This is a genomic window from Amycolatopsis sp. NPDC005961 (genome assembly GCF_040629235.1).
Classification (GTDB): domain Bacteria; phylum Actinomycetota; class Actinomycetes; order Mycobacteriales; family Pseudonocardiaceae; genus Amycolatopsis; species Amycolatopsis camponoti.
The window spans coordinates 256417-282264 of the sequence record NZ_JBEXVF010000001.1; the positions used below are offsets into that span (position 1 = coordinate 256417).

The 25848-nt window shown below is 71.1% G+C and carries 27 protein-coding genes and 2 pseudogenes; 7 read left to right on the forward strand and 22 right to left on the reverse strand.

The window, feature by feature from the left end:
* Nucleotides 1–83: 83 nt before the first annotated feature.
* Entirely contained in the window at nucleotides 84–641 is a 558-nt protein-coding gene (locus ABZ342_RS01240) for a GNAT family N-acetyltransferase (RefSeq protein ID WP_155545973.1), read from the forward strand.
* Between the two features lie 24 nt (nucleotides 642–665).
* Here ABZ342_RS01240 and ABZ342_RS01245 read toward each other — a convergent pair.
* Nucleotides 666–1109: pseudogene (locus ABZ342_RS01245) on the reverse strand (GtrA family protein); the annotation flags it as partial.
* Nucleotides 1110–1261: 152 nt separating this feature from the next.
* Between ABZ342_RS01245 and ABZ342_RS01250 the strand changes: the two are divergent.
* Complete coding sequence (locus ABZ342_RS01250) at nucleotides 1262–1780, forward strand: hypothetical protein (protein ID WP_155545972.1); 519 nt, start codon at nucleotides 1262–1264, stop codon at nucleotides 1778–1780.
* Here the strand turns inward: ABZ342_RS01250 and ABZ342_RS01255 are convergent.
* From ABZ342_RS01255 to truB, 11 genes are all read right to left on the reverse strand, one after another.
* On the reverse strand, nucleotides 1745–1933 hold the full coding sequence (locus ABZ342_RS01255) for a DUF397 domain-containing protein (protein WP_360468080.1): 189 nt from the start codon (nucleotides 1931–1933) through the stop codon (nucleotides 1745–1747). The two genes, ABZ342_RS01250 and ABZ342_RS01255, sit on opposite strands and share 36 nt — an antisense overlap.
* 11 nt (nucleotides 1934–1944) lie before the next feature.
* Complete coding sequence (locus ABZ342_RS01260; protein WP_360468081.1) at nucleotides 1945–2778, reverse strand: Scr1 family TA system antitoxin-like transcriptional regulator; 834 nt, start codon at nucleotides 2776–2778, stop codon at nucleotides 1945–1947.
* Nucleotides 2779–2850: 72 nt separating this feature from the next.
* A complete protein-coding gene (locus ABZ342_RS01265; RefSeq protein ID WP_360468082.1) occupies nucleotides 2851–3297 on the reverse strand; it encodes a tetratricopeptide repeat protein in 447 nt (148 codons plus the stop codon).
* Nucleotides 3298–3307: 10 nt separating this feature from the next.
* Entirely contained in the window at nucleotides 3308–4048 is a 741-nt protein-coding gene (gene dapB / locus ABZ342_RS01270) for a 4-hydroxy-tetrahydrodipicolinate reductase (protein WP_155545971.1), read from the reverse strand.
* Nucleotides 4045–5409 carry a pitrilysin family protein gene (locus ABZ342_RS01275; protein WP_360468083.1) on the reverse strand — a complete coding sequence of 455 codons (1365 nt, stop codon included), beginning with the start codon at nucleotides 5407–5409 and terminating at the stop codon, nucleotides 4045–4047. Before ABZ342_RS01275 ends, dapB begins: the two co-directional genes overlap by 4 nt.
* 88 nt (nucleotides 5410–5497) lie before the next feature.
* Entirely contained in the window at nucleotides 5498–7744 is a 2247-nt protein-coding gene (locus tag ABZ342_RS01280) for a polyribonucleotide nucleotidyltransferase (RefSeq protein WP_155545969.1), read from the reverse strand.
* Between the two features lie 229 nt (nucleotides 7745–7973).
* Nucleotides 7974–8243, reverse strand: coding sequence for a 30S ribosomal protein S15 (rpsO, locus tag ABZ342_RS01285; RefSeq protein WP_155545968.1), 270 nt, complete (start codon nucleotides 8241–8243; stop codon nucleotides 7974–7976).
* Between the two features lie 143 nt (nucleotides 8244–8386).
* Nucleotides 8387–8887, reverse strand: coding sequence for a 2'-5' RNA ligase family protein (locus tag ABZ342_RS01290; RefSeq protein WP_360468084.1), 501 nt, complete (start codon nucleotides 8885–8887; stop codon nucleotides 8387–8389).
* Complete coding sequence (locus tag ABZ342_RS01295) at nucleotides 8887–9360, reverse strand: helix-turn-helix transcriptional regulator (RefSeq protein ID WP_360468085.1); 474 nt, start codon at nucleotides 9358–9360, stop codon at nucleotides 8887–8889. The genes ABZ342_RS01290 and ABZ342_RS01295 overlap by 1 nt, the downstream gene beginning before the upstream one ends.
* Nucleotides 9361–9455: 95 nt before the next feature.
* Nucleotides 9456–10439 (reverse strand): bifunctional riboflavin kinase/FAD synthetase, encoded by a 984-nt coding sequence (locus tag ABZ342_RS01300; protein ID WP_196425575.1) that lies wholly within the window; start codon nucleotides 10437–10439, stop codon nucleotides 9456–9458.
* A gap of 28 nt (nucleotides 10440–10467) precedes the next feature.
* On the reverse strand, nucleotides 10468–11373 hold the full coding sequence (gene truB / locus ABZ342_RS01305) for a tRNA pseudouridine(55) synthase TruB (protein WP_155545965.1): 906 nt from the start codon (nucleotides 11371–11373) through the stop codon (nucleotides 10468–10470).
* Nucleotides 11374–11439: 66 nt separating this feature from the next.
* On the opposite strand from truB, the gene ABZ342_RS01310 reads away from it, so the two are divergent.
* Nucleotides 11440–11949, forward strand: a complete 510-nt coding sequence (locus ABZ342_RS01310; RefSeq protein WP_155545964.1) for a GNAT family N-acetyltransferase — start codon at nucleotides 11440–11442, stop codon at nucleotides 11947–11949.
* Here ABZ342_RS01310 and ABZ342_RS01315 read toward each other — a convergent pair.
* Nucleotides 11894–13219, reverse strand: coding sequence for an MFS transporter (locus ABZ342_RS01315; RefSeq protein ID WP_360468086.1), 1326 nt, complete (start codon nucleotides 13217–13219; stop codon nucleotides 11894–11896). The genes ABZ342_RS01310 and ABZ342_RS01315 overlap by 56 nt on opposite strands.
* A 165-nt stretch (nucleotides 13220–13384) precedes the next feature.
* On the opposite strand from ABZ342_RS01315, the gene ABZ342_RS01320 reads away from it, so the two are divergent.
* On the forward strand, nucleotides 13385–14197 hold the full coding sequence (locus ABZ342_RS01320; protein WP_360468087.1) for an SDR family oxidoreductase: 813 nt from the start codon (nucleotides 13385–13387) through the stop codon (nucleotides 14195–14197).
* A 158-nt stretch (nucleotides 14198–14355) separates the two neighbouring features.
* On the opposite strand, the gene ABZ342_RS01325 is transcribed toward ABZ342_RS01320, so the two are convergent.
* Together ABZ342_RS01325 and ABZ342_RS01330 are read right to left on the reverse strand one after the other, a co-directional pair.
* Nucleotides 14356–15675 (reverse strand): MATE family efflux transporter, encoded by a 1320-nt coding sequence (locus tag ABZ342_RS01325; RefSeq protein ID WP_360468147.1) that lies wholly within the window; start codon nucleotides 15673–15675, stop codon nucleotides 14356–14358.
* 60 nt (nucleotides 15676–15735) lie between these two features.
* Nucleotides 15736–16720: pseudogene (locus ABZ342_RS01330) on the reverse strand (bifunctional oligoribonuclease/PAP phosphatase NrnA).
* 25 nt (nucleotides 16721–16745) lie between these two features.
* Between ABZ342_RS01330 and ABZ342_RS01335 the strand changes: the two are divergent.
* Entirely contained in the window at nucleotides 16746–17777 is a 1032-nt protein-coding gene (locus ABZ342_RS01335) for an SAM-dependent methyltransferase (RefSeq protein WP_360468088.1), read from the forward strand.
* 3 nt (nucleotides 17778–17780) lie between these two features.
* Here the strand turns inward: ABZ342_RS01335 and ABZ342_RS01340 are convergent, their stop codons facing one another.
* Together ABZ342_RS01340 and ABZ342_RS01345 are read right to left on the reverse strand one after the other, a co-directional pair.
* Nucleotides 17781–18926 carry a flotillin family protein gene (locus ABZ342_RS01340; RefSeq protein WP_155545960.1) on the reverse strand — a complete coding sequence of 382 codons (1146 nt, stop codon included), beginning with the start codon at nucleotides 18924–18926 and terminating at the stop codon, nucleotides 17781–17783.
* A gap of 11 nt (nucleotides 18927–18937) precedes the next feature.
* Nucleotides 18938–19168, reverse strand: a complete 231-nt coding sequence (locus ABZ342_RS01345; RefSeq protein WP_155545959.1) for a hypothetical protein — start codon at nucleotides 19166–19168, stop codon at nucleotides 18938–18940.
* 168 nt (nucleotides 19169–19336) lie between these two features.
* Here ABZ342_RS01345 and ABZ342_RS01350 point away from each other — a divergent pair, with 168 nt between their 5' ends.
* Together ABZ342_RS01350 and ABZ342_RS01355 are read left to right on the forward strand one after the other, a co-directional pair.
* Nucleotides 19337–19879: a helix-turn-helix domain-containing protein gene (locus tag ABZ342_RS01350; RefSeq protein WP_360468089.1), complete on the forward strand. Its 543-nt coding sequence runs from the start codon at nucleotides 19337–19339 to the stop codon at nucleotides 19877–19879.
* Entirely contained in the window at nucleotides 19876–20505 is a 630-nt protein-coding gene (locus ABZ342_RS01355) for a class I SAM-dependent methyltransferase (protein ID WP_360468090.1), read from the forward strand. The genes ABZ342_RS01350 and ABZ342_RS01355 overlap by 4 nt, the downstream gene beginning before the upstream one ends.
* Nucleotides 20506–20549: 44 nt before the next feature.
* On the opposite strand, the gene ABZ342_RS01360 is transcribed toward ABZ342_RS01355, so the two are convergent.
* The 5 genes from ABZ342_RS01360 to infB all read right to left on the reverse strand — a co-directional run bounded on the left by ABZ342_RS01360 (nucleotide 20550) and on the right by infB (nucleotide 25783).
* Nucleotides 20550–21029, reverse strand: a complete 480-nt coding sequence (locus ABZ342_RS01360) for a hypothetical protein (RefSeq protein ID WP_360468091.1) — start codon at nucleotides 21027–21029, stop codon at nucleotides 20550–20552.
* Nucleotides 21030–21097: 68 nt separating this feature from the next.
* On the reverse strand, nucleotides 21098–21916 hold the full coding sequence (locus tag ABZ342_RS01365) for an alpha/beta hydrolase-fold protein (RefSeq protein WP_360468092.1): 819 nt from the start codon (nucleotides 21914–21916) through the stop codon (nucleotides 21098–21100).
* Between the two features lie 3 nt (nucleotides 21917–21919).
* Nucleotides 21920–22396 (reverse strand): 30S ribosome-binding factor RbfA, encoded by a 477-nt coding sequence (gene rbfA, locus ABZ342_RS01370; protein ID WP_155545955.1) that lies wholly within the window; start codon nucleotides 22394–22396, stop codon nucleotides 21920–21922.
* A gap of 9 nt (nucleotides 22397–22405) precedes the next feature.
* Complete coding sequence (locus ABZ342_RS01375) at nucleotides 22406–22699, reverse strand: DUF503 domain-containing protein (RefSeq protein WP_155545954.1); 294 nt, start codon at nucleotides 22697–22699, stop codon at nucleotides 22406–22408.
* An 87-nt stretch (nucleotides 22700–22786) separates the two neighbouring features.
* Complete coding sequence (gene infB, locus ABZ342_RS01380) at nucleotides 22787–25783, reverse strand: translation initiation factor IF-2 (RefSeq protein WP_155545953.1); 2997 nt, start codon at nucleotides 25781–25783, stop codon at nucleotides 22787–22789.
* Nucleotides 25784–25848 lie beyond the last annotated feature (65 nt).

Sequence of the window (25848 nt, forward strand, 5' to 3'; positions counted from 1 at the left end):
AAAAACGCGCACCGATAGTCCATCCATGCCCCCACCACCGCCCTCGACGGAGGAGCTGCGCTCCGCTGTACTAATTTCTGGGCATGAGCGACGCCGCCGTCCGTCCCGCCGACCTGTCCGACGCCGCGGAGATCGCCCGCATCCAGCGCGACACCTGGCACGCCGCCTACGAGGACCTCCTGGGCAAGAACGCGCTGGCCGAGCTGGACGCCGCCGACCTCGTCGGCACCTGGACCGAGACCATCGACCACCCGGCCAGCCAGGTCTACGTGGCCACCGAGGGCGAGTTCACCGTCGGGTTCGTCGTCGCGGGCCGGGCCCCCGAAGACGAGATCGCCGCCGCCGACGGCAGCCTGCCCGAGGACGCCGGCACCACCGGCTTCGTCGCCACCCTGCTCGTCGAGCCGCGGTGGGGACGCCGCGGGCACGCCGGACGCCTACTCGCGACGGCCGCCGCGGGCCTGCGGGCCGACGGCGCCGGCCGCGGCATCGCCTGGGTCGCCCAGGGCGACCACGCCTCCCTCGGCTTCTACCGCCGGGCCGGCTGGAACCCCGACGGCACGGTCCGCACCCTCGACACCGGCGACCGCATGGTCCGCGAGGTCCGCCTCACCGGCACCCTCGACCTCGCGCTCGCCTGAGCCGGCGTCCCGGAAGATCACCCACCGCATCACGGCGTACATGAACACGCCCTCGCACGCACCCGCGAGCACCCGCGACAGGTGGTATTCGACGCCCAGCGCCGTCAGGCCCGCGCCCACACCCAGCAAAAACGCCGCGTAATTGACAGCAATCGCGACGATGTAAAGCACCAGTTGCTTTCCCATCGCGGCGTGGGAATGGAAGTTGAACGTCCGGTTCAGCGCGAAACTCAGCCCGAACGCGCAGACGTAGGACGCCGTGATCGCGAGCCACACGGGCCAGCCGGCCACCCCGTGGAAGACGGTCAGCAGCCCCAGGTCGACGCCGAACGTGAACCCGTTGATGAGGCAGAAGCCGAGAAACGTCGGGGCCACGATCCGCGACAGGCCCCATGGCAGCACGCGCACGATCGCCCGGCAGAGGGCGCCGAATCGGTCGGCGGGCGTTCGGGAAAGGTCAGCGGGCACCCCGTCAGCCTGGCAAGGGAAGGTGGCCGGAAGCCGTCCCGCAGGTGATCTTCTGGTACCACCCCCCTACCGCATAGGGGGGTTAACCCCAGTGACTCCAGGTTTCGAACTGATAACTTGGAAGAACACGAACGAGTGTGGGAGGTGACACGATGAGCTGGATCCTGCTGACACTGGGGGTCGCGTTCGGTTCGGCCATCGTGCCGCTGATCAACGCCGAGGTGTTCCTGATCGGGCTGTGCGCGAGCCAGCCCGGGCTGCACTGGCTGTGGCTCGGCGCGGCCGTCGCCGTGGGGCAGATCGCCGGCAAGTCGCTGTACTTCTTGGCCGCACGCGGGACGATCAAGCTGCCGAAGTGGCTGCACGACCGCCTCCACCGCGAGCGGCCGATGACCGCGCGGCGCGTGCGCTGGGAACTGCGGACCAAGCGGATCCGCGGCTGGGTCGACCGGCTGCGCGAGCGCTGCCACCGGCACCCGCACTGGATGGCGGGAACCTACGGAGTCAGCTCCCTGGTGGGCCTGCCGCCGTTCATGGCGACGAGCGTGCTGGCCGGCGTGGTCCGGATGCGGCTCGTGACGTTCTTGACCACGGGCTTCGCCGGAAGGTGGATCCGCTTCAGTTTGATAGCCGCTTCACCCGCGGTGTTCGCGGGCTGGCTGCACCACTGAAATTTCCGAGACCAGCGCGGTCCAGGCGGCGCGGGAGACGGTGAGTTCGCCGAGGTGACGGGCCTTCGTGTCCCGCACACCCACGGTTCCGGCGAGCAGAACCTCGACACACTCTTCGGTTGCGGTGTAGCTCGACTTGCGCCAGGTGAACACGCTGGCCCCCTCTATCGCGACACCTCCCGAAGCAGGGCTTGCGAGGCGTCTTCGGTCAAAGCCTTGCCGTACAAGAGCTTTACCAGCTTCCGGTAACTGGCGATAGCGTCCAACTCGTTGACGAAGGCGCTCGCGTGATAGTGCTCCATGTACACGATCGCGGGATCCGCCGGAAAATCGTAAAGCGTGAACATACCGATCTTGCCCGGGTGATAGCCCACGCCCGAGGGCACGATACGCACTGAAATGTTAGATGTAACAGCTAAGGTGAGCAGCCGATCGATCTGGTCGGACATGATGGCCGCATCACCCACTTCCTCGCGGATCGCCGACTCCGAGACGATCGCGTCGAGGCGAACGGCCTCGCGCCCGACGAGGACCTTCTGCCGTTCCAAGCGAGCCACCAGCCGCGCGTCGGCATCCGCCACCTTGATGCCGGAAGCCGCCAGCAGCGCGCGAGCGTAGTCGGGAGTCTGCAGCAGCCCCGGGATGATCAGCGGCGACCAGTTGGTGATCAGGCTCGCCGAGCGCTCACACTGCATGACCGCCGTGAGCGCCGCGGGCAGGTCCGCGGGGTTCGAGTCCAGCCAGTTGGGATCCTTGGCGTGCTTGGCCAGGAACAGGATCCGCGTGGTCGTCGCGCGATCGGCGCGCAGATAACCGAGGATCCGCGCGACCTCCTCGACCGGCGGCACGCGCATCCCCAGCTCCCACTGGGACACCAGCCGCGGATCGATCTCGAGCGCCCGGGACAGCTCGCGCAAGCCGAACTTCCGCGCCTCGCGCACTTCGCGCAGCGACGCGGACAACGCCCGCAAACCCGGTGACGATGAAGTCGGTTTCATGCGGGCGATGGTACGAACACCGCGCATTTCCCGAATGAACGACAACTGTCAGCGAAATGCCACACCGCGAATTCAGCGGTCGGCGGCCTCCAGTTCGACGGCCTTCTTCATCGTCTCGCGGGCCCGTCGCCGGTCTCCCGCGATGTCGTACGCGTACGCCAGCTTGTACCACGCGCGCCAGTTCTCCTGGTCCGCCTCGACCTCCGCGCGGCGGTCCTGGAACCACGCGTCGGCCGCGTCACGGTCCACTCGCCCCGAGGGGCGGCGCGGCAGGTCCGAGACGTCCGGCAGCGCACCTTCGGAATCCAGCCGCCGCGAGAGCCGCTGGATTTGCACGCCGTTGCGCCAGGTCACGACCACGATCCAGATCCCCAGGATCGGCAACAGCAGCACGCCGACCCCGAGCGCGATGCCCGCGCCGGTGCCGGACGCGAACAGCGCGAACGCCCGGTCCGCGAGCAGGACCAGGTAGACGACCAGCGCCGCCGTCATCAGCAGCGCGACGTTGCGGGCTTTCATGCGAACACCGTCACAGGTCGAGCACGTTCTCCAGGCCGACCGTCAGGCCGGGGCGCGCCACCACCGTGCGCACGCCGAGCAGCACGCCCGGCATGAACGACGTCCGGTCGAGGGAGTCGTGACGAATCGTCAGGGTCTCCCCCTCGCCGCCGAACAGGATCTCCTCGTGCGCCACCAGGCCCGGCAGGCGGACCGAGTGCACGCGGACCTCCTCGACCGTCGCGCCGCGGGCGCCGTCCAGCTCGGACGTCGTCGCGTCCGGACCCGGCGTCACGCCCGCCTCCGCGCGCGCCGCGGCGATCATCCGCGCGGTGTGCGCGGCGGTGCCCGACGGCGCGTCGGCCTTGCGGTTGTGGTGCAGCTCGATGATCTCGGCCGAGGCGTAGAACTTCGCCGCCTGGGCCGCGAACCGCATCGCCAGAACCGCGCCAAGGGCGAAGTTCGGCGCGATCAGCACGCCCAGCGACGGCTTCGGCTCGAGCAGAGAGCGCAGCGAAGCCAAGCGGTCCTCGCTGAAGCCCGTGGTGCCGACGACCGCGTGGATGTCGTGCTCCACCAGGTACTTCAGGTTGTCCATGACGGCGTCGGGGTGGGTGAAGTCGACGACGACCTGGGCCTCGGCCAGCGCCGAGAAGTCGTCGCCCGCGTCCAACGCGGCGACGACCTTCATGTCCCCGGCGCCTTCGACGGCGTTCACCACCGTCGCGCCCATCCGGCCGCGCGCACCGAGCACACCGACGTTGATGGTCATGAAGCGATCACCTCGTGCAGGTCGTCAGGAAGGTCGTCGGCGTGAGCGTACGGCCCCACGACCGCCGCCGCCGAGACCCCGCCCGGCCGCGCGAACAAAGTGCGAGCGAGCGCACACACCTCTTCGGTGGTGACGGCGTCGATGCGGGCGATCGTGTCGTCGACGCCCAGGTAGCGGCCGTAGTTGAGCTCGCTCTTGCCGATCCGCGACATCCGCGACGACGTGTCCTCCAGCCCCAGCACGAGCCCGCCGCGCAGCTGGCCCTTGGCCCGGGCGACCTCGGCGTCGGTCAGGCCGTCGACGCCGACCTTGTCGAGGATCTCGCGGATGACGCCGGCGACGTCGCCGAGCTTCTCCGGCTGGCAGCCCGCGTACACGGCCAGGTGCCCGGTGTCGGCGTAGCTCGCGACCGACGAGTACACCTGGTAGGCCAGCCCGCGCTGCTCACGGATCTCCTGGAACAGCCGGGACGACATGCCGCCGCCGAGCGCCGCGTTGAGCACCGACAGCGCGAAGCGGCGCTCGTCGTGGCGCGACAGCGACCGCAGGCCGAGCATGACGTGCGCCTGCTCGGTGTCGTCGGTGTGCAGGGCGAGCTTCGGGACGGTCTTGATCCGGGCCCGGCCCTCGCGCGGCGCGAGCGGCGTCGCCGAACCGGTCAGCTTGTCCCGCAACGCCTTGCGCACCAGGCGAAGCACCTGGCCGTGGTCGACGTTGCCGGCCACCGCGAGCACCATCCGCGGCAGCGTGTAGCGGCGCTTGTAGAAGCTGCGCAACGCGGCCGGTGCCATGCCGATGATCGACTTCTCGGTGCCCAGCACCGGGCGGCCCAGCGGGTGGTCGCCGAGGATCGCGCTCACGAACGTCTCGTGCAGCAGGTCTTCCGGGTCGTCGTCGCGCATCGAAATCTCTTCGAGGACGACGCTGCGTTCCATGTCCATGTCGCGGTCGGTGCAGAGCGCCTCGAACACGACGTCGGTGACCAGGTCCACGGCGAGCGGGAGGTCGGCGTCGAGCACCTGCGCGTAGTAGCAGGTGTGCTCCTTCGCCGTGAAGGCGTTGAACTCGCCGCCGACGGCGTCGATCTCCTCGGCGATCTGCGTGGCGTCGCGGTTCTTCGTGCCCTTGAACAGCAGGTGCTCGAGGTAGTGCGCGGCACCGGCGACGGCGTCCGGCTCGTCACGGGAGCCGATGCCCACCCACAGCCCGACCGTGGCCGAGCGCGACGCCGGGACGTGCTCGGTGATCACGCGCAGACCGCCGGGCAGGACGCTGCGCTTGACGACCGCACCGTCCGGAGTGGACTCCAGCGTGCGGGTGGTACCGACGGGCTGCTCGTGCCCGGAAACCTGCCGTGCCATGGGTTCCTTACTTCCGCATGCCGTGAAGGCCCCCTCACCGGCCACAAACGCCGGCGAGGGGGCCTTCACGGACCTACAACGAGCTGTCTTACTTGGCGTCGGCCGTCTCGGCGTCGGCGGCGGGCGCCGGGGCCGCGGCAGCGTCGTCTTCCTGAACGACGATCAGGCTGATCTTGCCGCGGTTGTCGATGTCGGCGATCTCGACGCGGAGCTTGTCGCCCACGTTGACGACGTCCTCGACCTTGGCGATCCGCTTGCCGTTGCCCAGCTTGGAGATGTGCACCAGGCCGTCCTTGCCCGGCAGCAGCGAGACGAACGCGCCGAACGCGGCCGTCTTCACCACGGTGCCGAGGAAGCGCTCGCCGACCTTGGGCAGCTGCGGGTTGGCGATGGCGTTGATCAGGTCGATCGCCGCCTCCGCCGACGGGCCGTCGGCCGCGCCCACGTAGATCGTGCCGTCGTCCTCGATGGAGATGTCGGCACCGGTCTGCTCGGTGATCGAGTTGATCATCTTGCCCTTCGGGCCGATGACCTCGCCGATCTTGTCCACCGGGATCTTCACGCTGGTGACGCGCGGCGAGTACGGGCTCATCTCGTCCGGGCCGTCGATCGCCTCGGCGATGACCTCCAGGATGGTGAGGCGAGCGTCCTTCGCCTGCTTCAGCGCGGCGGCGAGCACCTCGGAGGGGATGCCGTCGAGCTTCGTGTCCAGCTGCAGGGCGGTGATGATGTCCTTGGTGCCGGCGACCTTGAAGTCCATGTCGCCCATGGCGTCTTCGGCACCGAGGATGTCGGTCAGCGCGACATAACGCGTCTCCCCATCCACTTCATCGGAGATGAGGCCCATCGCGATGCCCGCGACCGGCGCCTTCAGCGGCACGCCGGCGTTGTACAGGCCCATCGTGGACGCGCAGACCGAGCCCATCGAGGTCGAGCCGTTGGAGCCCAGCGCCTCGGAGACCTGGCGGATCGCGTACGGGAACTCGTCACGCTTCGGCAGCACCGGCACGAGGGCGCGCTCGGCGAGCATGCCGTGGCCGATTTCGCGGCGCTTCGGCGAACCGACGCGGCCGGTCTCGCCGGTGGAGAACGGCGGGAAGTTGTAGTGGTGCATGTAGCGCTTGTGCGTCTCCGGGGACAGCGAGTCGATCTGCTGCTCCAGGCGAAGCATGTTCAGCGTGGTGACGCCCAGGATCTGGGTTTCGCCGCGCTCGAACAGCGCCGAACCGTGCGCCCGCGGGATCACGGCGACCTCGGCCGCGAGCGACCGGATGTCGGTGAGGCCACGGCCGTCCATGCGGATCTTGTCCGTGAGGACGCGCTTGCGCATGACCTTCTTGGACAGCGCCTTGAACGCGGCGCCGATCTCCTTCTCGCGGCCTTCGAAGGCTTCGCCCTCGCCGACGCCGACCTTCTCCAGGACGGCGGCCTTGACCTCGTCGGTCGCGGCGTCACGGGCCTGCTTGCCGGGGATCTGCAGCGCGTTCGCCAGGTCGTCGGTCGCGATCGCGGCGACGGCGTCGAAGGCGTCCTGCTGGTAGGGCAGGAAGACCGGGAACTCGCCGGTCGGCTTGGCGGCGACGTCGGCCAGCTTCTGCTGGGCCTCGCACAGCACCTTGATGAACGGCTTGGCGGCTTCGAGGCCCTCGGCGACCGAGACCTCGTCCGGCGCCTTGCCGCCGTCGGCGATCAGGTCGAGCGTGTGCTCGGTGCCCTCGGCCTCGACCATCATGATGGCGACGTCATCGCCCACGATGCGGCCGGCGACGACCATGTTGAAGGTCGCCTTCTCCAGCTGCGACCAGGTCGGGAACGCGACCCACTGGTCCTCGATCAGGGCGACGCGCACGCCGCCGACCGGGCCCGAGAACGGCAGGCCCGCGATCTGGGTCGACGCCGACGCGGCGTTGATGGCCAGCACGTCGTACGGGTCGTCCGGGTTGAGGCTCTGGACGGTGATGACGACCTGGATCTCGTTGCGGAGACCGTCGGTGAACGACGGGCGCAGCGGCCGGTCGATCAGGCGGCAGGTCAGGATCGCATCGGTCGAGGGACGGCCCTCGCGACGGAAGAACGCGCCGGGGATGCGGCCGGCCGCGTACATGCGCTCCTCGACGTCCACCGTCAGGGGGAAGAAGTCGAAGTGGTCCTTCGGGTGCTTCGACGCGGTCGTCGCCGAGAGCAGCATGGTCTCTTCGTCGAGGTACGCGACGACGGCGCCGGCGGCCTGCTTGGCCAGGCGGCCCGTCTCGAAACGAACGGTGCGAGTGCCGAACTTGCCGTTGTCGATCACGGCTTCGGTCTCGTGCACGGTGACTCCGGTGGAGTCGGTCATAGATGTTTCTCCTCTTTGGTTCCTTCAGTCGGCGCGAGTCTCCCACCCTGGGACCCGTTTCGCTTGAGGACGCTCGAGGAGTGATGCCGGTCTTCGATCGAAGCCCCCGGGACTCTTCCCGGAAGCCACTACCGAGGACCGGCGGACGGGTTCCCCGTGCGCGCTCGCGCCGTTCGGTCTTGCTGCACCGAGGGGGAGCGGCCATCGGCCACTCCCCCTCGGCTTGAAGCTATCGGCGCAGGCCGAGGCGCTGGATCAGCGCACGGTAACGCTCGATGTCCACCTTCATCACGTAGTTCAGCAGCCGGCGGCGACGGCCGACCAGCAGCAGGAGCCCGCGACGCGAGTGGTGGTCGTGCTTGTGAGCCTTGAGGTGCTCGGTGAGGCCGACGATCCGCTTGGTCAGCAGCGCGACCTGGGCCTCGGGGGATCCCGTGTCCGAGTCGTGCACGCCGTACTCGGCCAGGATCGACTTCTTGTCTTCGGTGGACAGCGCCACTTGTGTTGCTCCTCGAAATAATCAGTGCCGTGCGGCCCCGGACGCGGATGCACGCCGGGAAGTCGGTCACGGCCGCCACGGACTGCAGCCGGACCCGCTCGTGAGGTTACCAGTCACCCCGGCAGGCCTTCTGAGCAGGGCCTTCAGCCGGAGAGCCCGAACGCGCGGGCGACCCGGTAGCGGGTTCCGCCCGGTTCGCGCTCGCTGGTCATCAGCACCGCTTCGGTGGCTTTCCAGCTCCGGCTGGTGAAAGTCGACAGACCTTCTTCCCAACGCCCGGCGAGCCCCGGTTCTTCCCGGGGGAACCGCGCCAGCGTGAGGTGGGGCACGTACGGCCTCGCCTCGGCACCGGCCCCCGCGGCGAGCGCGAGCGGCGTCAGGTCCGGGCCGGCGACAGTCAACCACAGCACCCCGGGGAACGTCGCGGCCTTTTCCAGCCGCACGTCGACGGCGGGCCGCCCGGCCAGCCGATCCGCCAGCCAGGCGGCGCGGGTGCCCACATCGTCCGGCCCGTAGTAGGCGAGGGTGACGTGCCAGCGCTCCGGCGGCTCCCAGCGCAGGCCCTCCCCGGGGTCACCGAGCGCTTCGGCGACGGCTTCGACGACGTCGTCCGGCGGGACGAGCGCGCTGAACAGGGCCGGCATCAGGCGCCGTGGCCCGCCCGGCGCAGCAGGTCGGCGATGGCCGGGAACTCTTCGTCGAGCCGCTTGGCGGCCTCGCTCAGGTCCTCGTCCTCGGCCAGGTCGCGCAGGTAGGTGAGGACCTTCTGGTCTTCGTTGACCACCGGGATGTTGTCGCGGCCGACGGTGGGCCGGGAGTCGCGGACGTCCTCCATCGCGGCCAGCATCGCGTCGCGGTTGCCCGCGGCGACCTCGGGCACCAGGATCTTGCGCTCGAGCATGATCATCCTGGCCAGCACGACCGGGTTGCCGATCTTCGCCCGCCGCCCGCTCATCACCTGGCTGAGCATGGGGGCGCTGATCCCGAGGACCTCGGCCAGGAACGCCTGCGAAACGTCGAACGCCACGACGAGCCGGCGGACCCGGTCGCCCAGAGGTTCGCCGTACCACTCTCGCTGCAGCGCGATGTTCCGCTGGACGATCTTGTGGTCCTCCACCAGTTCCGCTCCCCTAAACCACTCGGCCCGCTACCTGCGCACACCGTCCGTGAGCATCTTGCCACCGCTGTCACGCGCGTGAACGCGAAACCGCCCTATTCGCCCCCGGTCGGGGCGTCCGAGGGCAGCTCCAGTGCCTTTCTCGTCTCGATCACGTCGTCGTCGATCTGGGTGACCAGCCCGGCCGAGTCGGCGAACCGGACCTGGTCGCGCAGCCGCGTCACGAAGTCGATCGCCACGTGCTGGCCGTAGAAGTCCTCGTCGACGTCGAGGACGAACGCCTCGACGGTCCGCTCGCGGCCGGAGAACGTCGGGTTCGTGCCCACCGAGACCGCGGCGCGCAACCGGCGCGAGGGGTCGGCCGAGCGGGTGAACCAGGCGCTGTAGACACCGTCGGCGGGGACGGCGGCGAAGCGCGGCGTCGACAGGTTCGCCGTCGGGTAGCCGAGCTCGTGGCCCCGGCCGTCACCGCGGACGACGATGCCCTCCAGGCGGTGCGGGCGGCCCAGCGCCTCGGCCGCGGCGACGACGTCGCCCGCGTCGATGCACGACCGGACGTAGGTGCTCGAGAACGTGATCGCCGATTGGTCCTCTTCGGACAGTTCCTTGCCCTGCAGTTCGGCGCCGTACGCGGCGAAGCCGAACCGGCGGCCGAGGGTGCGCAGCAGCGCGACGTCGCCCGCGGCCTTGGCGCCGAAGGTGAAGTTGTCGCCGACGATCACCGCGGCCGCGTGCAGCCGGTCGACGAGCACCTCGTGCACGAACTCCTCCGGCTGCAGCCGGGACAGCTCCAGGGTGAAGGGCAGCACGCAGAAGACGTCGATGCCGAGGCCTTCGACGATCTCCGCCTTGCGCCGCAACGTGGTCAGCTGCGCGGGGTGGCTCCCGGGGCGCAGCACCTCCGACGGGTGCGGGTCGAACGTCAGCATGACGCTCGGCAGCCCGCGTTCGGCCGCCGCGGCCACGGTCCGGCCGACCAGCTCCTGGTGCCCGCGGTGGACACCGTCGAACACGCCGATGGTGACCACGCACCGGCCCCAGCCGCCGGGGAGATCCCCCAGCCCACGCCACCGCAGCACGTCGAACTCCCGTCTCTCACCCGCCACCCTAGGCGGGCAGCAACACGACCACTGCCCGGGACACGCCTTCTTCGTCGGCGGCCAGGGCGAGCACCCGGCCGTCGGGCCCGAAGAGCCCGTAGGTGCCCTCGACGCCGACGGCCGGGATGCGCTGGCCGTGGCGGACCGCCTTCGCCGACGCCGCGTCCAGATCGCGGCGCGGGAAGGCGGCGGCGACCGCGGCGTCGAGGTCCAGGCTCAGCTCGGGCGTCTCTTCGAGCCGGTCGAGGGTCTTCGCCTTCGCCAGGGTGAAGGGGCCGACCGTGGTGCGCCTCAGCGCCTTCAGGTGGCCGCCGACGCCGAGGTCCGCGCCGAGGTCGCGGGCCAGCGCGCGGACGTAGGTGCCCGACGAGCACTCGACGACGGCGTCGACCTCGACGTGGTCCTCCTCGTGGCGGACGCCGAGGACGTCGAAGCGGTAGACGGTGACCGGGCGCGGCGGGAGGACGACGTCCTCGCCGGCGCGGACACGGGCGTACGCGCGCTTGCCGTCGATCTTGACCGCGCTCACCGCGCTGGGCACCTGCTGGATGGCGCCGGTCAGCTTCTCGACGCCGTTCGCGATGGCGTCGTCGGTGACGTCCTTCGTTTCGGCCGTGCCGAGGATCTCTCCCTCGGCGTCGTCGGTCGTCGTGCTGCTGCCGAGGCTGAGCGTGGCCAGGTAGGTCTTGCGGTCCAGCGCCAGGTGGCCGAGCAGCTTGGTGGCGCGCTCGATGCCGAGCACCAGCACGCCGGTCGCCATCGGGTCGAGCGTGCCGGCGTGCCCGACCTTGCGGGTGCCCATGATGCGGCGGGCGCGGGCGACGACGTCGTGCGACGTCATGCCGGCGGGCTTGTCGACGATCACGAGACCGGGCGGCGGGGCGGGACGGCGGGGCGGTTTGGGGCTCGACACGCGGCAAACCCTAGCGGCCGCCGGTCGTGGTTCGATCAGGCCGCTCGGCGGGGCCACCATAGGGGCGTGACGGAGATCGAAGTCCGGGCCGCCCGGCCCGCCGAGCTCGAAGCCGTCGCCGGGCTCCGGTGGCGCTGGGTGGCCGAGCGGGACGGCCTGCCCGACGAGCGACGGGCGGTGTTCGTGCGCGAGTTCGCCGCGTGGGCGGCGGAAAACGCGGCGACGCACCGCTGCCTCGTCCTGGTGCGCGGGGAAACCGTGCTCGGGATGGCCTTCCTGGTGATCACCCCGCGCGTGCCAACCCCGGCTGCGTTCGCGCGGGCCGCCGGCGACGTGCAATGCGTGTACGTCGTGCCGGAAGCCCGCGACGGCGGCCTCGGCGGCCGGCTGATCGAGGCCGTCCTGCGGCTGGCCGGGGAACTCGGGCTGGAGCGGGTCACCGTGCACTCGTCGCCGCGGGCCGTGCCGGCCTACGAGCGGCGCGGGTTCGCCGTGGCCCCGCACCTCCTGCAGGCGCTGGTCAGGCGGCCACGATCGGCGTCTCGGGCAAGGCGGCGTCCCAGCGGCGGCGGGTGATGCGCACCGGCAGCTCCTCGCCGCGGGCTTCGGCGAGGAACAGGTGGGCGCGCGTCCGGCGCCACCACACGAGCATCCGGGACGTGCCCAGCGCCAGGATCGCCACGATCGCCAGCAGCGAGATCCGGAAGCTCCCGCCGGTCCACTGCAGGAGCACGCCGACGAGCAGCGCGGCGATGGTCGTCGCCACGAAACCGCCGACGTTGACCACGCCGGTCGCCGTGCCGACCCGGCTGAGCGGGTTGTAGTCGCGGGCGAGCGCGAAGCCGATCATCGACGCCGGGCCGCCGAGGGCGAGGAAGGCGAACGCGGGCACCAGCAGCCCGACCGGCACTTGCCCGGGCCAGCTCAGCAGCACCGCCCAGATCAGCGCGGCCCCGCCGATGTACCCGCCGACCAGCGGCATCCGCAGCGACGGGCGCCGGCCGATCACGCCGCCGAGCAGCGGCCCGCCGGCCATCGAACCGAAGACGAACACGGTGAGCAGCGCGCTCGCGGTGGCCATCGACTGGCCCTGGCCCTGCACCAGCCAGGGCACGCCCCACAGCAGCGTCAGGGCGTTGGGGGCGAACATCGTGCTGAAGTGGACCCAGAAGCCCAGGCGCGTCCCCGGCGTCCGCCACGCCTCGGCGACCTGGTGGGCGAGCTGGCGCGGGCGGACGGCTTCGCGCGCGGGCTGGGTGACGCCGGCCGGGACGTCGCGGACCCGGAGCGTCACGACCACGGTGTACAGGACGGTGATCGCGCCGACCGCGAGGAAGGTCGGGGTCCAGCCGGCGCTGTCGAGCACCAGCGAGAGCGGGACGGTGGCGGCGAGGTTGCCGATGTAGCCGACGGCCGCGGTGAACGACGTCAGCAGCGCGTACTGGCGGCCCGGGAAGTGGGCGGCGACCAGGCGCAGCACGCTGACGAAGGTGAGCGCGTCGCCGAGGCCGAGCACGCCGCGGGCGACCAGGCCGAGGCCGTAGGAGTGGGCGACGCCGAGGAGGAGCTGGCCGGCGCCGAGGACCAGCACCGCGACGGTGAGGACGCGGCGGGGGCCGTAGCGGTCGACCAGGACGCCGGTCGGGATCTGCATCGCGGCGTACACGCCGACCTGCAGCACGGTGAACGTCCCGAGCGCGGCCGCGCCGACGCCGAAGCGCTCGGCCGCCTGCAGCCCGGCGACGCCGAAGGAGGTGCGGTGGAAGACCGCGAGGAGGTAGACGGTGACGGCGGCGAGCCAGATGAGCCAGGACCGGGCGGTGGCGCGGCCGGTGGCGGGCGGCACAGGGACCTCCAGGGATTCGGCTGTTCGGCGTGCTCTTCGTGCGGACGCCTGCGCTGCCGTCCCTACTACTTGTAGCGCCTAAGCAACGACGAAACATAGCTGTTATCCCGGTGGTGTTCACCACATGGTTGTATGTGAATCTCATTCGCGTTCGGGGGTGGTTTCGTGACCGGCCTGCACGGGGCGCACGCGGTGATCACCGGCGGGTCCAGCGGGATCGGGCTGGCGACGGCGGCGGCGCTGGCTTCGCGTGGCGCGACCGTGTCTCTGGTGGCGCGAGACGAGTCGCGACTGCGGAAGGCCGCGGTGTCGCTGAAGTCACGCGGTGCCTCGGTGCGGACCGCCGTCGCCGACGTCTCGGTGCAGGAGGACGTGACCGCGGCCTTCTCGTCGCTCGTCGAGGCGGCCGGGCCGTGCGACGTGCTGGTGACGTGCGCGGGCCAGGCGCGTCCGGGCGAGTTCCTGGAGCTGGACGACGAGGTCTTCCGGCGGATGGTGGAGGTCGACTACTTCGGGACGCTGCACGCGGTCCGGGCGGTGGCGCCGTCGATGGTCCGGCGGCGGACCGGGTCGATCGTGGCGATCTCGTCGGCGGCCGCGGTGCTGGGGATCTACGGGTACACGGCGTACGCGCCGGCGAAGTTCGCGGTGCGGGGGCTGATGGAGGCCCTGCGCGACGAGCTGAACCCGGCCGGGGTGCACGTCGCGTGCGTGTACCCGCCGGACGTCGACACGCCGCAGCTGGCCGAGGAGAACCGCTGGAAGCCGGCCGAGACGGCGGCGATCAGCGGGACGATCCGCCCGATGGCGGCCGAGGCCGTGGCGTCGTCGATCGTCCGGGCGGTGGAGCGGGAGCGGTACGCGGTGTACCCGGACCGGTCGGTGGCCCTGCTCGCGGCGTTGGGTCCGCTGGCCGCGCCGTTCCTGCGCCGGCTGGTGGACCGCCGCGTCCGTCACGCCCGCCGAGCCCGTGCTTGAGCGGGCATCACACGTGATCAGGGAGGCATCACGCGTGTCTGGAGAGGCATCACCCGTGATTGGAGGGGCATCACGGCGATGCCCGCCCAATCACGCGTGATGCCCGTCTGGACACACGTGATGCCCGCTCGATCACGCGTGATGCCCGCTCAGTCACGTCAGGCGGGGCGGATGGCGCCGGTTATCGCCCAGTTTCCGGAGCGCCAGCGGGCCAGGACGAAGGCCAGGCGGAGGACCATGAAGAGGGACAGGCCGGTCCAGATGCCCGTCAGGCCCCAGCCGAAGCCCAGTGACGCCCAGATCAGGGGCAGGAAACCCAGCGCCGCGCTGCCGAGGGTCGCGTTGCGGAGGAATGCCGCGTCACCCGCGCCCAGCAGGACGCCGTCCAGCGCGAACACCACCCCCGCGATCGGCTGCAGCGCCACGAAGAACCACCACGCGTGCGGGATCTCCGCCAGCACGCCCGGGTCGGACGTGAACGCGTGCGGCAGCACCCACGACAGCGCCGCGAACAGCACGCACAGGAAGCACCCCAGCAGCAGCCCGTACCCGGTGATCTGCGACGCGACCCCGCGCGCCTGCCGGGCCGCGTTCGCGCCCAGCGCCGCCCCCACCAGGGACTGCGCCGCGATCGCCACCGAGTCCAGCACCAGCGCCAGGAACGTCCACAGCTGCAGCACCACCTGGTGCGCGCCCACCGCCTCGGTCGACGTCCGGGCCGCGACGGCCGCCGCGGAGACGAAGCACGCCTGGAACGCCAGGCTGCGCAACACCAGGTCGCGGCCGAGGCCGAGCTGCGCGCGCATCACCTTGAAGTCCGGCCGCAGGCCCACCTTTTCGCGCACCAGCGCGGCGAAGAACAACGCCGCCGAGATCACCTGCGCGACGACGTTCGCGATCGCCGAACCCTCCAGCCCCAGCCCGGCCCCGTAGACGAGCACCGGGCAGAGCACCGCCGAGATCCCGTTGCCCGCCAGGACGTACCGCAACGGCTTCGCGGAATCCTGGACCCCGCGCATCCAGCCGTTGCCGGCCATGGTGACCAGGATCAGCGGCGCCCCGAACAGCGCGATCCGGATCCACGACACCGCCGCGGCCGCGACCTCGTCGCTGCCCGAGAGCACCCGCGCGATCGGCCAGGCCAGCAGCTGCCCGGCGACCAGCACGAACAGCCCGACGAACACCGCGAGCCACGTCGCCTGCACGCCCTCGCGGACCGCGTCGGCCCGGCGGCCGGCCCCGTGCAGCCGGGCCGTGCGCGACGTCGTGCCGTACGACAGGAACGTCAGCTGGCTCGACACCTGGGCCAGCACGACGCCGCCGAGCGCGAGCCCGGCCAGCGGCAGCGCGCCCAGGTGGCCGACCACCGCGGTGTCGACCAGCACGTACAACGGCTCGGCCGCCAGCACCCCCAGCGCGGGCACGGCCAGGCCGAGCACGCGCTTCGCCGGGATCCGCTCCGTCTCCTCCACGTTCACCACGAACCGGACTCTAACCGCCGGCACCGACAGTTCCGGCCGGTGGGAGCGCCGCGAAGCTCACAGCAGCGGCGCCCGCTCCAGCGCCTCCCGCAGCCCGGCCAGCACCTCTTCGGCGGTGCCCGCGATCGTGCAGCCCGCGGCCTGGCGGTGCCCGCCACCGCCGAACTCCGCCGCCACCGCCGAGACGTCGATCCCGATGCTGCGCAACGAGATCTGCCACTGCCCGGGGTTCGTCACGTCCTGTTTGAGCACCGCCGCGACGGCCGCGCACCGAGCGGACGACGTCGATCACCGACTCGACCTCTTCGCCGCGCACCGTCCGGGCCTCGTCGACGCGGACCACCGCGTGCACGAATCCCCGGCCCTGCGCGGCTTCCGGCTCCAGCTCGGCCTCGCGCAGCACCGACGACAGCATCGGCAGCCACGCGAACGGCCGCTCGTCGACGATCCGCCGCACCACCGCTTCGGCGTCGACGCCCGCCTCCAGCAGCCGCGCCGCCATCCGGTGCGTCTCCGGGCTCGCGCGGCGGAACCCGCTCGTGTCGGTGACGATGCCCGCGTAGATCCCGCGCGCGATCGGCTCGTCCGGCTCGACGCCCATCGCGTCCAGGATCCGGAACACGAGGATCGCGCTGGCTTCGGCGGACTCGTCGACGACGTTGCAGCCGCCGTAGAACGTGTTGGTCGCGTGGTGGTCGATCACCAGCACCGACCCGGCCAGCTCGACGCGCCCGGCGAGCCGGCCCAGCCGCTTCGGCACCGGCGTGTCGACGCAGACCAGCAGCGCCTCGGTGTCGGGCAGGTCGTCCGGGTGGGTGAGCAACCCGTCCTCGTCCAGCCACCGCAGCGTCTCCGGCGCCTCGTCGGGCTCGCCGAAGGAGACGCGGACCTTCGCACCGCGCTGGAGCAGCGCCCGGCCGAGGGCGAGGGCGCTGCCCAGCGCGTCGGCGTCGGGGCGGACGTGGCCGAGCACCGTCACGTCGGTGGCCGACGCGAGCAGCGCGGCCGCGTCCCGGATGTCCTGCGCCAAAGTAGGGGTCACGGTGCGTCACGCTACGCTCTGCGGGATGCCTGAGTACGTGATCCTGGTCCACCCGTCAGCCAACCGGGTCTACGCCGCCTCCTCCCCCGCGCTGCTGCGCGCCGAGCTGGCGATCTTCGGCGCGGCACTGTCGGCCGAGCTGTCCGGGATCGAGGAGGTCGAGCTCGGCGGCGTCGGCTACGTGCGCTTCACCAGCTCGTCGCCGCTGGGCGAGGCCGACCTCGCGCTGCTGTCGAACCTGTCGTCGCTGTACGCGCTGTTCGAGCTGGGTGACGGCGTCCTGCGCCCGGTCACCGTGACGCCGCTGGCAAAGGCCGACTCGGACCTGCTGACCATCCTGAAGTACGCGGGCAAGACCAACGAGTCGTTCACGAAGCTGCTGCTGAACGTCACCCTGCTGGCGACGGCGGACCCGTTCTCGGCCAAGCCGAAGTACCTGCTCGACCCGCTGTGCGGCCGCGGCACCACGCTCAACCAGGCGATCATGTACGGCCTGCACGCCACCGGCCTGGACGTCGACGCCAAGGACTTCGAAGCCTACGAGGCGTTCATCAAGACATGGCTGCGGAACAAGCGCGTCAAGCACACCGCCGACTCGGGACAGCTGCGGCGCAACAAGGTCCGCCTCGGGCGCCGGCTCGACATCGAGTACGCGCTGAGCAAGGAAGACTACAAGGCGGGCGAGACCCGCAAGCTCACGTACTTCCAGGCCGACACGCTGACCACCGACGAGGTGCTGCGGGCGAACTCCTGCGACGTGATCGTCACCGACGCGCCGTACGGCGTGCAGCACGGCAGCCACCGCGAAGCCGGCCTGCAGCGCAGCCCGCGCGACCTGCTCGCGGCGGCCGTCCCGGTGTGGACGCGGGTGCTGCGGCCCGGCGGGGCGCTCGGCATCTCGTGGAACACCACCGTGCTGCCGCGGGAAGAGCTCGTCGAGGTGCTGCGCAAGGCCGGGCTCGACGTCCGCGAAGGCGGGCCGTGGGCGGAGTTCACCCACCGGGTCGACCAGGCCATCCTGCGTGACCTGGTCGTCGCGGTGAAGCCCGCTTCCTGAGCACTACTGGGTGAGTTCGCCCTTCACCGGCGCCTGTCCGTTGTCCTCCGGCGCTCCCGCCGGAGCCGGCGGCGTGCTCAGGCCACGCTTCACCGAGTCCAAGATGGACAGTCCCTGGCCGACGAGGCCCGCGGCCATCTCGCCCAGGCCGTCGGCGCCGTTGAGGATGTTGACGTTCGCGCCGGACAGCCCGCGCCCGGCCTCCTTGACGATCTGCGGCAGCTGGTCGATCAGCATCCGGTCGAGCGCGACCCGGTTGTTCGACGCGGCCGCCTCCGCCTGCACGCGCATCTTCTCCGCTTCGGCCAGCGCCAGGATGCGAATCCGCTCGGCCTCCGCGTCGGCCGGCTTGATCACCTCGGCCACCAGCTGCTGCTGACGCAGCTCGGCCTCGCGCTGGGCCAGCTCGGTGCGCGCGTCGATGACCTCCTGCTGCGCCTTCGCCTGCGCGAGCGGCCCGGCCTGCGCGGCTTCCGCCTGGGCCGCCTCGACCTCGGCGCGGTACTGCGCCTGCACGATCGAGGTCTGCCGGGCGTACTCCGCCTGCGTCCGCTGCGACTTCTGCTCGGCCTCCGCCGCCGCCTGGTTCGCCACGGCCTGGGCGATCTGGGCGTCCCGCTGGATCGCGGCGTTGTGCGGCGCGGCCATCGCGGCGATGTAGCCGAGCTTCATGTCGTCGATGGACTGGATCTGCAGCGCGTCGACGGTGAGCCCGATCTTCGCCATCTCCACGGCCGAGCCGTCCAGCACCTCGGTCGCGAGCTTCTGCCGCTCGGTGATGATCTCCTCGACGGTCATCGACCCGATGATCGAGCGCAGGTGCCCGGCGAAGATCCGGCCGGTCAGCACGGACATCTGGTCCTGGTCGGAGAGGAAGCGCTGGCCGGCGTTGACGATGCTCTCGGTGTCGTTGCCGACCTTGAACGCGATCACCGCCCGCACCGTGAGCGCGATGGCCTGTTTCGTGACGCACACTTCGGTCACTTCGGCTTCGTTCATGGAAAGCGTGAGGAACCGGACTTTCCGGAAGACCGGCATGACGAACGCGCCGTGGCCGGTGACGACCCGGAACGGCGACGCGCCCTGGCTGTGCTTGCCCCCGGAGATGAGCATCGCCTCGTTGGGGGCGGGAACGCGATATCCGAACATGGCCTGTCCTTCTACTGGGAAGGGGGTTCCGAGGCGTCCCACGCCACGACGTCGACCGTGCGCCGGCCCCGGGATTCCACGACCAGGACGGTCGCCCCCTTCGGCAGCTCCGTGTCGGACCAGGCCAGGAAGGTTTCCAGTCCGCCCCGGATCCTGATCAGCACCTCCCCGGGACCCCGCTGCCCGCGGGTGCCGACCAGGAGGACTCCGGTCCGGCCGGCCGGCGAAAGGTCGGAGTGCACGGGTGCCGACCTCCCTCGGTGGCCGCCTCGGTGCGGGTGAGCCCCCGCTGACTCCCATTGTGCTCCCGGCCGGCGCGGTCGGCGGGCACTGTGAGGTTCCGATCAGGAGGCAACCGGGCGGGCTTCTCGCGCGTGGGAGGAACGTCCCGCTTGGCTATACTCCGGCGTGTGACGGTCGAGCAACGCCCCCTGCGCGCGGACGCCCGGCGCAACCGGGAGGCGCTGGTCGCGGCCGCGCGGGAGGTGTTCGGCGCCAAGGGCGTCGACGCCCCGCTCGACGAGATCGCCCGCCGCGCCGAGGTCGCGATCGGCACGCTCTACAACCGCTTCCCGACGCGGGCCGACCTGGTCGAGGCGGCGTTCCTGCCGACGCTGGAGGAAGCGCAAGCAGCGGCCGAGGAGGCCCTCGCCCTCGACGATCCCTGGGACGGTTTCGTGCTGTTCCTCGAGCGGTCGGTCCTGATGCAGGTGAGCGACCGCGGCTTCACCCAGGTGTGCACGCGCGCGTTCGACCGGACGTCCGGCTTGGAGAAGGCCAAGCAGGCCAACGCTTCCCGGATCGGCCGGATCATCTCGCGCGCCCAGGAGGCGGGAGCGCTGCGGCCGGACTTCCGCGGCGAAGACCTGGCGATCGTGTTCGCGGCGGCGACGGCGACGCCGGACTGGCGGCGCGCGCTCGGCCTGGTCCTCGACGGGCTGCGCGTCCGATGACCTGGCTCGCGGACACGCGCACGTCGTACGACACGGTGGCTTCGAGCTACGCGGACTTCGTTTCGGACGCGCTGTCGTCCCAGCCGCACATGAAGGCGGCGCTGACGCTGTTCGCGTCCGAGGTCGACGGGCCGGCGGTGGACGTCGGCTGCGGGCCGGGGCAGTTCACGGCCTTTCTGGCGTCGCTCGGCGTCGAAGCGTCCGGCATCGACCTGTCCCCGGCGATGATCGACCTCGCCCGCCGGGAGCACCCGGGACAGCGGTTCGAGGTGGGTTCGATGACGGACCTGCCGCTGCCGGACGCGTCGATGGCGGGGGTGCTGGCGTTCTGGTCCCTGATCCACGTCCCGGACGACGAGGTCCCGGTGGCGCTGGGCCACTTCCGGCGGGTGCTGCGGCCGGATGGGCTGCTGGTGATCGGGTATCACGTGGGCGTGGGGAGCCGGTTGAAGACCGAAGGGTACGGCGGGCACCCGATGCGGGTCCACGTCCACCTCCGGCAGCCGTGGTGGCTGGCGAAGCGGGTGCGGGCGGCCGGGTTCAGCGTCGAGGCGGAATGGGCGCTGAACCCGGAAAACACGGTGTCGCAAGCGATCCTGTTCGCGCGCGTCGCCGGTGAGGACTGAGGCACGCGCGGAGTGCCTCAGCCCCTCCGGTCACCGCGGGGCCGTCAGATGCACTCCCAGCGGCTGCAGTTCTGGGTGATGCCGGAGGCGAACATGCTGGACGGGTAGTTGTAGACGTACCCGTGCGACTGGTACGTGATCCCGGTGTCCGTCGAGCCGAAGTACCCGGTGTAACAACTGGTCTGCCCCTCGGAGACCGGGGCATTGCCGCCGTCGGCACGTGCGCAGGTCAGGCGGCCGGCCATGCTGCCGTGCAGGTACACGTCGATGAAGGCGTTGGCCCACTGGCCTGCCCCGAGCGCCTTGTCGAGCTTGATCTGCGCCCAGTACTGGTTGCACGCGTTGGCATAGGTGTAGACCTTGCCGATCGCGGCCTGGTTGGTGTGGTTGACGATGTCGGCCGACCGCAGTACCCAGCCCGCGGTCGCGCAGCTGCCCGGAGCCGCGGACGCGACCGAACCTGACAGCAGCATGCCGCCCAGCGCCACCGCGAGACAGAGCCAGACATGGAGGATTCTCTTCATGGGGCACAGTCCTTTCGTTGCCGACAGTCCGGCGTTGCACGCTTGGCCGCGCCCGGTGGTTTAGTCGGTCAGGACAGGCGTCGCCCCACAAACTTCAGGACCTCCGGCAGGATTGCGCGCCAGTAGGCGTCCTCGTGCTTGCCCGGGGAAAAGGCGGCCACCGCGGGATTCACCGCCCGCACCAGCTTGCGGTCCGCGCCCAGGAACGGGTCCGCGTCGCCGCACCAGAGGCCCAGGCTTTCCGCCTTCAGGTCTTCCGTGTGCAGCAACGGTTCCTCCGCGCGCCAGTTGTCCTCGCCCGAGAACACCTTGCGGCTGCGGGCGTCCGGCCAGCTCACGAACAGCGCCGCGCTCGCCGTCGCGACCGCCTTCAGGTCCGGGTGGGCGCGGGCGAAACGCAGTGCGCCGAAGCCGCCCATGGAAATGCCGAACACCGCTGACGGCGGACGCAGGTCGCGGGACGCCAGCCACGCCGGGACTTCGTCGGTCAGCATGCGCTGCGGGTCGTCGCCGGCACCTACGTCGACCCAGTAGTGGTCGCCGTCGAGGGCCGCCACCGCGAACGGGGGGATGCCCGCGCGCACCGCCTCCGTCAACGCGGACGGGACACCCAGGTCGAGGAACGTCCGCGCACGGGCGCCGCGGCCGTGCAGGGCCAGGCACACCGGCAATCCCGACGACGGAACGCCTTCGGGAGTGATCAGGACCAGGTCGACGTCCGTGCCGCGGGCGGCCGAGGGCATGCGCTGAACCGTCACCGAGTCACGCAAGGCCGACGGACTGGTCGGCGCCGGCACCGGCGGTGGTCCCGGAGATGGTTCGGAAGACGAGCAGCCCGCCAGCAGCGTCAGCGCGCTGCCGGCGAGCAGGCCGCGGCGGGAAAGCACGGGTCAGCCCCGGCTCTCCTCCTCCGCGAGTTCGTCCTCGTCCTCGGTTTCGCGAGGGGCCTTGTACGGGTCGGGCTCGCCCGCGTGCTGCGCCCCGGCCGAGCGGCGCGCGACCTCCGCGTCGGCCTCGCGGGCCTTCGCGAGCAGGTCCTCGATCCGCTTCGACTCCTCGGGGATGGTGTCCGCGACGAACGTCAGCGTCGGCGTGTAGCGGACTCCGGTGCCCTGCCCGACCTTCGTGCGCAGCATCCCGCGCGCCGATTCGAGCGCGGCGGCGGCGCCGGCGAAGTCCGGGGGGACGTCCAGCTTCTCGCCGAGCACCGTGTAGTACACCGTGGCGTCGTGCAGGTCGCCGGTGACCTTCGTGTCCGTGATGGTCACGTAGTCCAGCCGGGTGTCCTTCACCTCGTGCTCGATCGCGGACGCCACGATCTGCGAGATCCGCTTGGCGAGCTTGCGAGCCCGAGCAGGATCAGCCATGTCTTTCTCCTAGTCTTCTGGACCGAGCAGCCGGCGGCGTGCGGTGAGCAGCTCGAACTCCGGCCGGCTCGCCACGTACCGCTCACACGAGTCGAGCACGTCACGGACGTGCTCGCCACCTTCGGCGACCACGGCCACCCCGATGAGGGTCCGGCGGTGCAGATCGGTGTGCCCGGCTTCGGCCACCGAAACGGCGAAGCGCTTGCGCACCTCCGCCAGTACCGGCCGGACCACGGATCTCTTCTGCTTCAACGAATGGACGTCGCCGAGCAGGATGTCGAGCTCAAGAGCTCCGACGAACATAGGCAAGTGAGGTGGTGTCGTAGGGAATGGGAAGCGAAACCCCCGGGTGTGCGGCCGAAACCGCACACCCGGGGACTCACGCCTTACTCACGCACGGGGCTTCTCGCGCTGCTCGTACGTCTCGATCAGGTCGCCGACCTTGAGGTCGCCGTACGAACCGAGGGTGAGACCGCACTCGTAGCCCTCGCGGACCTCGACCACGTCGTCCTTGAACCGCCGCAGCGAGCTGACCGGCAGGTTCTCCGCGACGACAGTGCCGTCGCGCAGCAGCCGGGCCCGCGCGTTGCGCCGGATCTCGCCGGACATGACCAGGCAACCCGCGATCGTGCCGATCTTGGAGGACTTGAAGACCTCGCGAACCTCCGCGCGGCCCAGCTCGACCTCTTCGTACTCCGGCTTGAGCATGCCCTTGAGGGCCTGCTCGATCTCGTCGATCGCCTGGTAGATGACCGTGTAGTACCGGACGTCGACGCCCTCGCGGGTGGCCCGCTCGGTCGCCTTGCCCTGGGCGCGGACGTTGAACCCGAGGACGATCGCGTCGGACGCGGTCGCCAGGTCGATGTCCGACTCGGTCACGCCACCGACACCGCGGTGGACCACGTTCAGCTCGACCTCTTCACCGACGTCCAGCTGGAGCAGCGAGGCTTCGAGGGCCTCGACGGTACCCGAGTTGTCACCCTTGATGATCAGGTTGAGGCTGTTCGTCTCCTTCAAGGCGGAGTCGAGGTCCTCGAGGCTGACCCGCTTGCGACGCGACGCGTTGAGCGCGTTGCGAGTACGAGCGGAGCGGCGCTCGGCGATCTGCCGGGCGACGCGGTCCTCGTCGACCACCAGGAAGGTGTCGCCCGCACCCGGCACCGAGGTGAACCCGATGACCTGGACGGGACGCGACGGCAGCGCCTCGGTGACGTCGACGTTGTGCTCGTCGACCATCCGGCGGACGCGGCCGTAGGCGTCACCCGCCACGACCGAGTCACCGACGCGCAGCGTGCCGCGCTGGACCAGGACGGTGGCCACCGGGCCGCGGCCGCGGTCGAGGTGCGCCTCGATCGCGACACCCTGGGCCTCCATGTCCGGGTTGGCCCGGAGGTCCAGAGCGGCGTCGGCGGTCAGCAGGATCGCCTCGAGCAGGCCGTCGATGTTGATGTTCTGCCGCGCGGAGATCTCGACGAACATCGTGTCGCCGCCGTACTCCTCGGCGACCAGGCCGTACTCGGTCAGCTGCTGCCGGATCTTGTCCGGGTTCGCGCCTTCCTTGTCGATCTTGTTGATCGCGACCACGATCGGGGCCTTGGCGGCCTGCGCGTGGTTGATCGCCTCGACCGTCTGCGGCATCACACCGTCGTCGGCCGCCACCACGATCACCGCGATGTCGGTCGAGTTCGCACCACGGGCACGCATGGCGGTGAACGCCTCGTGACCCGGGGTGTCGATGAAGGTGATCAGGCGCGGGTTGCCCTCGAGCTCGGTCTCGATCTGGTACGCACCGATGTGCTGCGTGATGCCGCCGGCCTCGCTCTCGCGGACCTTCGTCTTCCGGATCGTGTCGAGCAGGCGGGTCTTACCGTGGTCGACGTGACCCATGATGGTCACGACCGGCGGCCTGACCTGCAGATCCTCTTCGCCACCCGCGTCGTCGCCGTAGGTGATGTCGAAGGTCTCCAGCAGCTCGCGGTCCTCTTCCTCCGGCGAGACGACCTGAACCGTGTAGTTCATTTCGCCGCCGAGCAGCTCGAGGATGTCGTCCGACACGGACTGCGTCGCGGTGACCATCTCGCCGAGGTGGAAGAGCACCTGCACCAGCGAAGCCGGGTTGGCGTCGATCTTCTCGGCGAAGTCGGTCAGCGAAGCACCCCGCGGCAGCCGGATCGTCTCGCCCTGCCCCTTGGGCAAGCGGACGCCGCCGACGCTGGGCGCCTGCATGTTGTCCATGTACTCCTGGCGCTTCTGCCGCTTCGACTTGCGGCCCTTGCGCGAGGGACCACCCGGGCGCCCGAAGGCACCCGCGGTACCGCCACGGCCACCGGGGCCGCCACGGCCACCGCCGCCGCCACGGAAACCGCCGCCGCCCGCCGGGGCACCGGTGCCGCCACCCGGGCGGAAACCGCCGCCACCGCCGGCGCCACCGCCACCGGGACCGCCGCGGAAGCCACCGCCGCCGCCACCGCCACCGGGACCGCCGCGGAAACCGCCGCCGCCGCCACCGGGGCCGCCACGCGCGCCGCCACCAGGGCCGCCGCGAGCGCCGCCACCGGGACCACCGCGGGCGCCGCCACCGGGACCGGCGGGACGCTGCGTGCGGCCCGGCATCATGCCGGGGTTCGGCCGCGGGGGCATGTTGCCCGGGCTGGGCCGGTTGCCACCGGCGCCGCCACCCGGCCGCGGGGCCGGACGGTCGCCGCCCTGGCCGCCACCGGGACGCGGCGGACGGGTGTCGCCACCCTGACCGCCACCACCGGGACGCGGGCCCTGGGGGCGCGGCGGGGCGCCGGAACCGACGCCGAACGGGTTGTTGCCGACCCGCGGGGTGCGCGGACCGGGCTTGGGACCGCCGGGCTTGGGGCCCTGCGGCTTCGGCGGGACGACCGAACCGGTGTTGCCCGAAGGCGCGGCCGGGGTCTCCTGCTTGGGTGCGGCGGGCGCTTCGGCTTTCGCGGCCGGGACCTGCTCCTGGGGAGCGGGCGCGGCCGGCTGCTGACGCGGGCCGGGCCGCGGGCCGGGACCCGAGGGACGGCCGCCCGGTGCGGCGGCCGGCCGCGAGGCCGGTGCCTGCTGCTGCGGGGCCGCCGGAGCGGCCTTCGCTGCGGGCGCCTGCTGCTGGGGAGCGGGCGACGCGGGCTTGGGCGCGGGAGCGCCCGGCTTGGCGGCCGGGGGCCCGGGGCGCGCCGACGGGCCGGGGGTCGGTGCGGGCTTCTTGGCGCCCTTGGGCGCGTACGCGTCGCGGAGACGGCGGGCGACGGGCGCCTCGACCGTGGACGACGCGGACTTCACGAACTCGCCCTGTTCCTTCAACTTGGCGAGAACGTCCTTGCTGGTGATGCCGAGCTCCTTAGCGAGCTCGTGTACGCGGGCCTTGCCTGGCACAGCTCTCCTCATCTAGGGGAGGCCAGGCGGAAAACCCGCTGACCTCGTCCTTATTGTCTGACGCT

What these genes read in the sequence shown, in the direction of transcription:
- ABZ342_RS01240 (WP_155545973.1), top strand. Translation starts at nt 84, where the DNA reads ATGAGCGACGCCGCCGTCCGTCCCGCCGACCTGTCCGACGCCGCGGAG.
- ABZ342_RS01250 (WP_155545972.1), top strand. Translation starts at nt 1,262, where the DNA reads ATGAGCTGGATCCTGCTGACACTGGGGGTCGCGTTCGGTTCGGCCATC.
- ABZ342_RS01260 (WP_360468081.1), bottom strand. Translation starts at nt 2,778, where the DNA reads ATGAAACCGACTTCATCGTCACCGGGTTTGCGGGCGTTGTCCGCGTCG.
- ABZ342_RS01265 (WP_360468082.1), bottom strand. Translation starts at nt 3,297, where the DNA reads ATGAAAGCCCGCAACGTCGCGCTGCTGATGACGGCGGCGCTGGTCGTC.
- dapB (WP_155545971.1), bottom strand. Translation starts at nt 4,048, where the DNA reads ATGACCATCAACGTCGGTGTGCTCGGTGCGCGCGGCCGGATGGGCGCG.
- ABZ342_RS01275 (WP_360468083.1), bottom strand. Translation starts at nt 5,409, where the DNA reads ATGGCACGGCAGGTTTCCGGGCACGAGCAGCCCGTCGGTACCACCCGC.
- ABZ342_RS01280 (WP_155545969.1), bottom strand. Translation starts at nt 7,744, where the DNA reads ATGACCGACTCCACCGGAGTCACCGTGCACGAGACCGAAGCCGTGATC.
- ABZ342_RS01290 (WP_360468084.1), bottom strand. Translation starts at nt 8,887, where the DNA reads ATGCCGGCCCTGTTCAGCGCGCTCGTCCCGCCGGACGACGTCGTCGAA.
- ABZ342_RS01335 (WP_360468088.1), top strand. Translation starts at nt 16,746, where the DNA reads ATGCCTGAGTACGTGATCCTGGTCCACCCGTCAGCCAACCGGGTCTAC.
- ABZ342_RS01340 (WP_155545960.1), bottom strand. Translation starts at nt 18,926, where the DNA reads ATGTTCGGATATCGCGTTCCCGCCCCCAACGAGGCGATGCTCATCTCC.
- ABZ342_RS01355 (WP_360468090.1), top strand. Translation starts at nt 19,876, where the DNA reads ATGACCTGGCTCGCGGACACGCGCACGTCGTACGACACGGTGGCTTCG.
- ABZ342_RS01360 (WP_360468091.1), bottom strand. Translation starts at nt 21,029, where the DNA reads ATGAAGAGAATCCTCCATGTCTGGCTCTGTCTCGCGGTGGCGCTGGGC.
- rbfA (WP_155545955.1), bottom strand. Translation starts at nt 22,396, where the DNA reads ATGGCTGATCCTGCTCGGGCTCGCAAGCTCGCCAAGCGGATCTCGCAG.
- ABZ342_RS01375 (WP_155545954.1), bottom strand. Translation starts at nt 22,699, where the DNA reads ATGTTCGTCGGAGCTCTTGAGCTCGACATCCTGCTCGGCGACGTCCAT.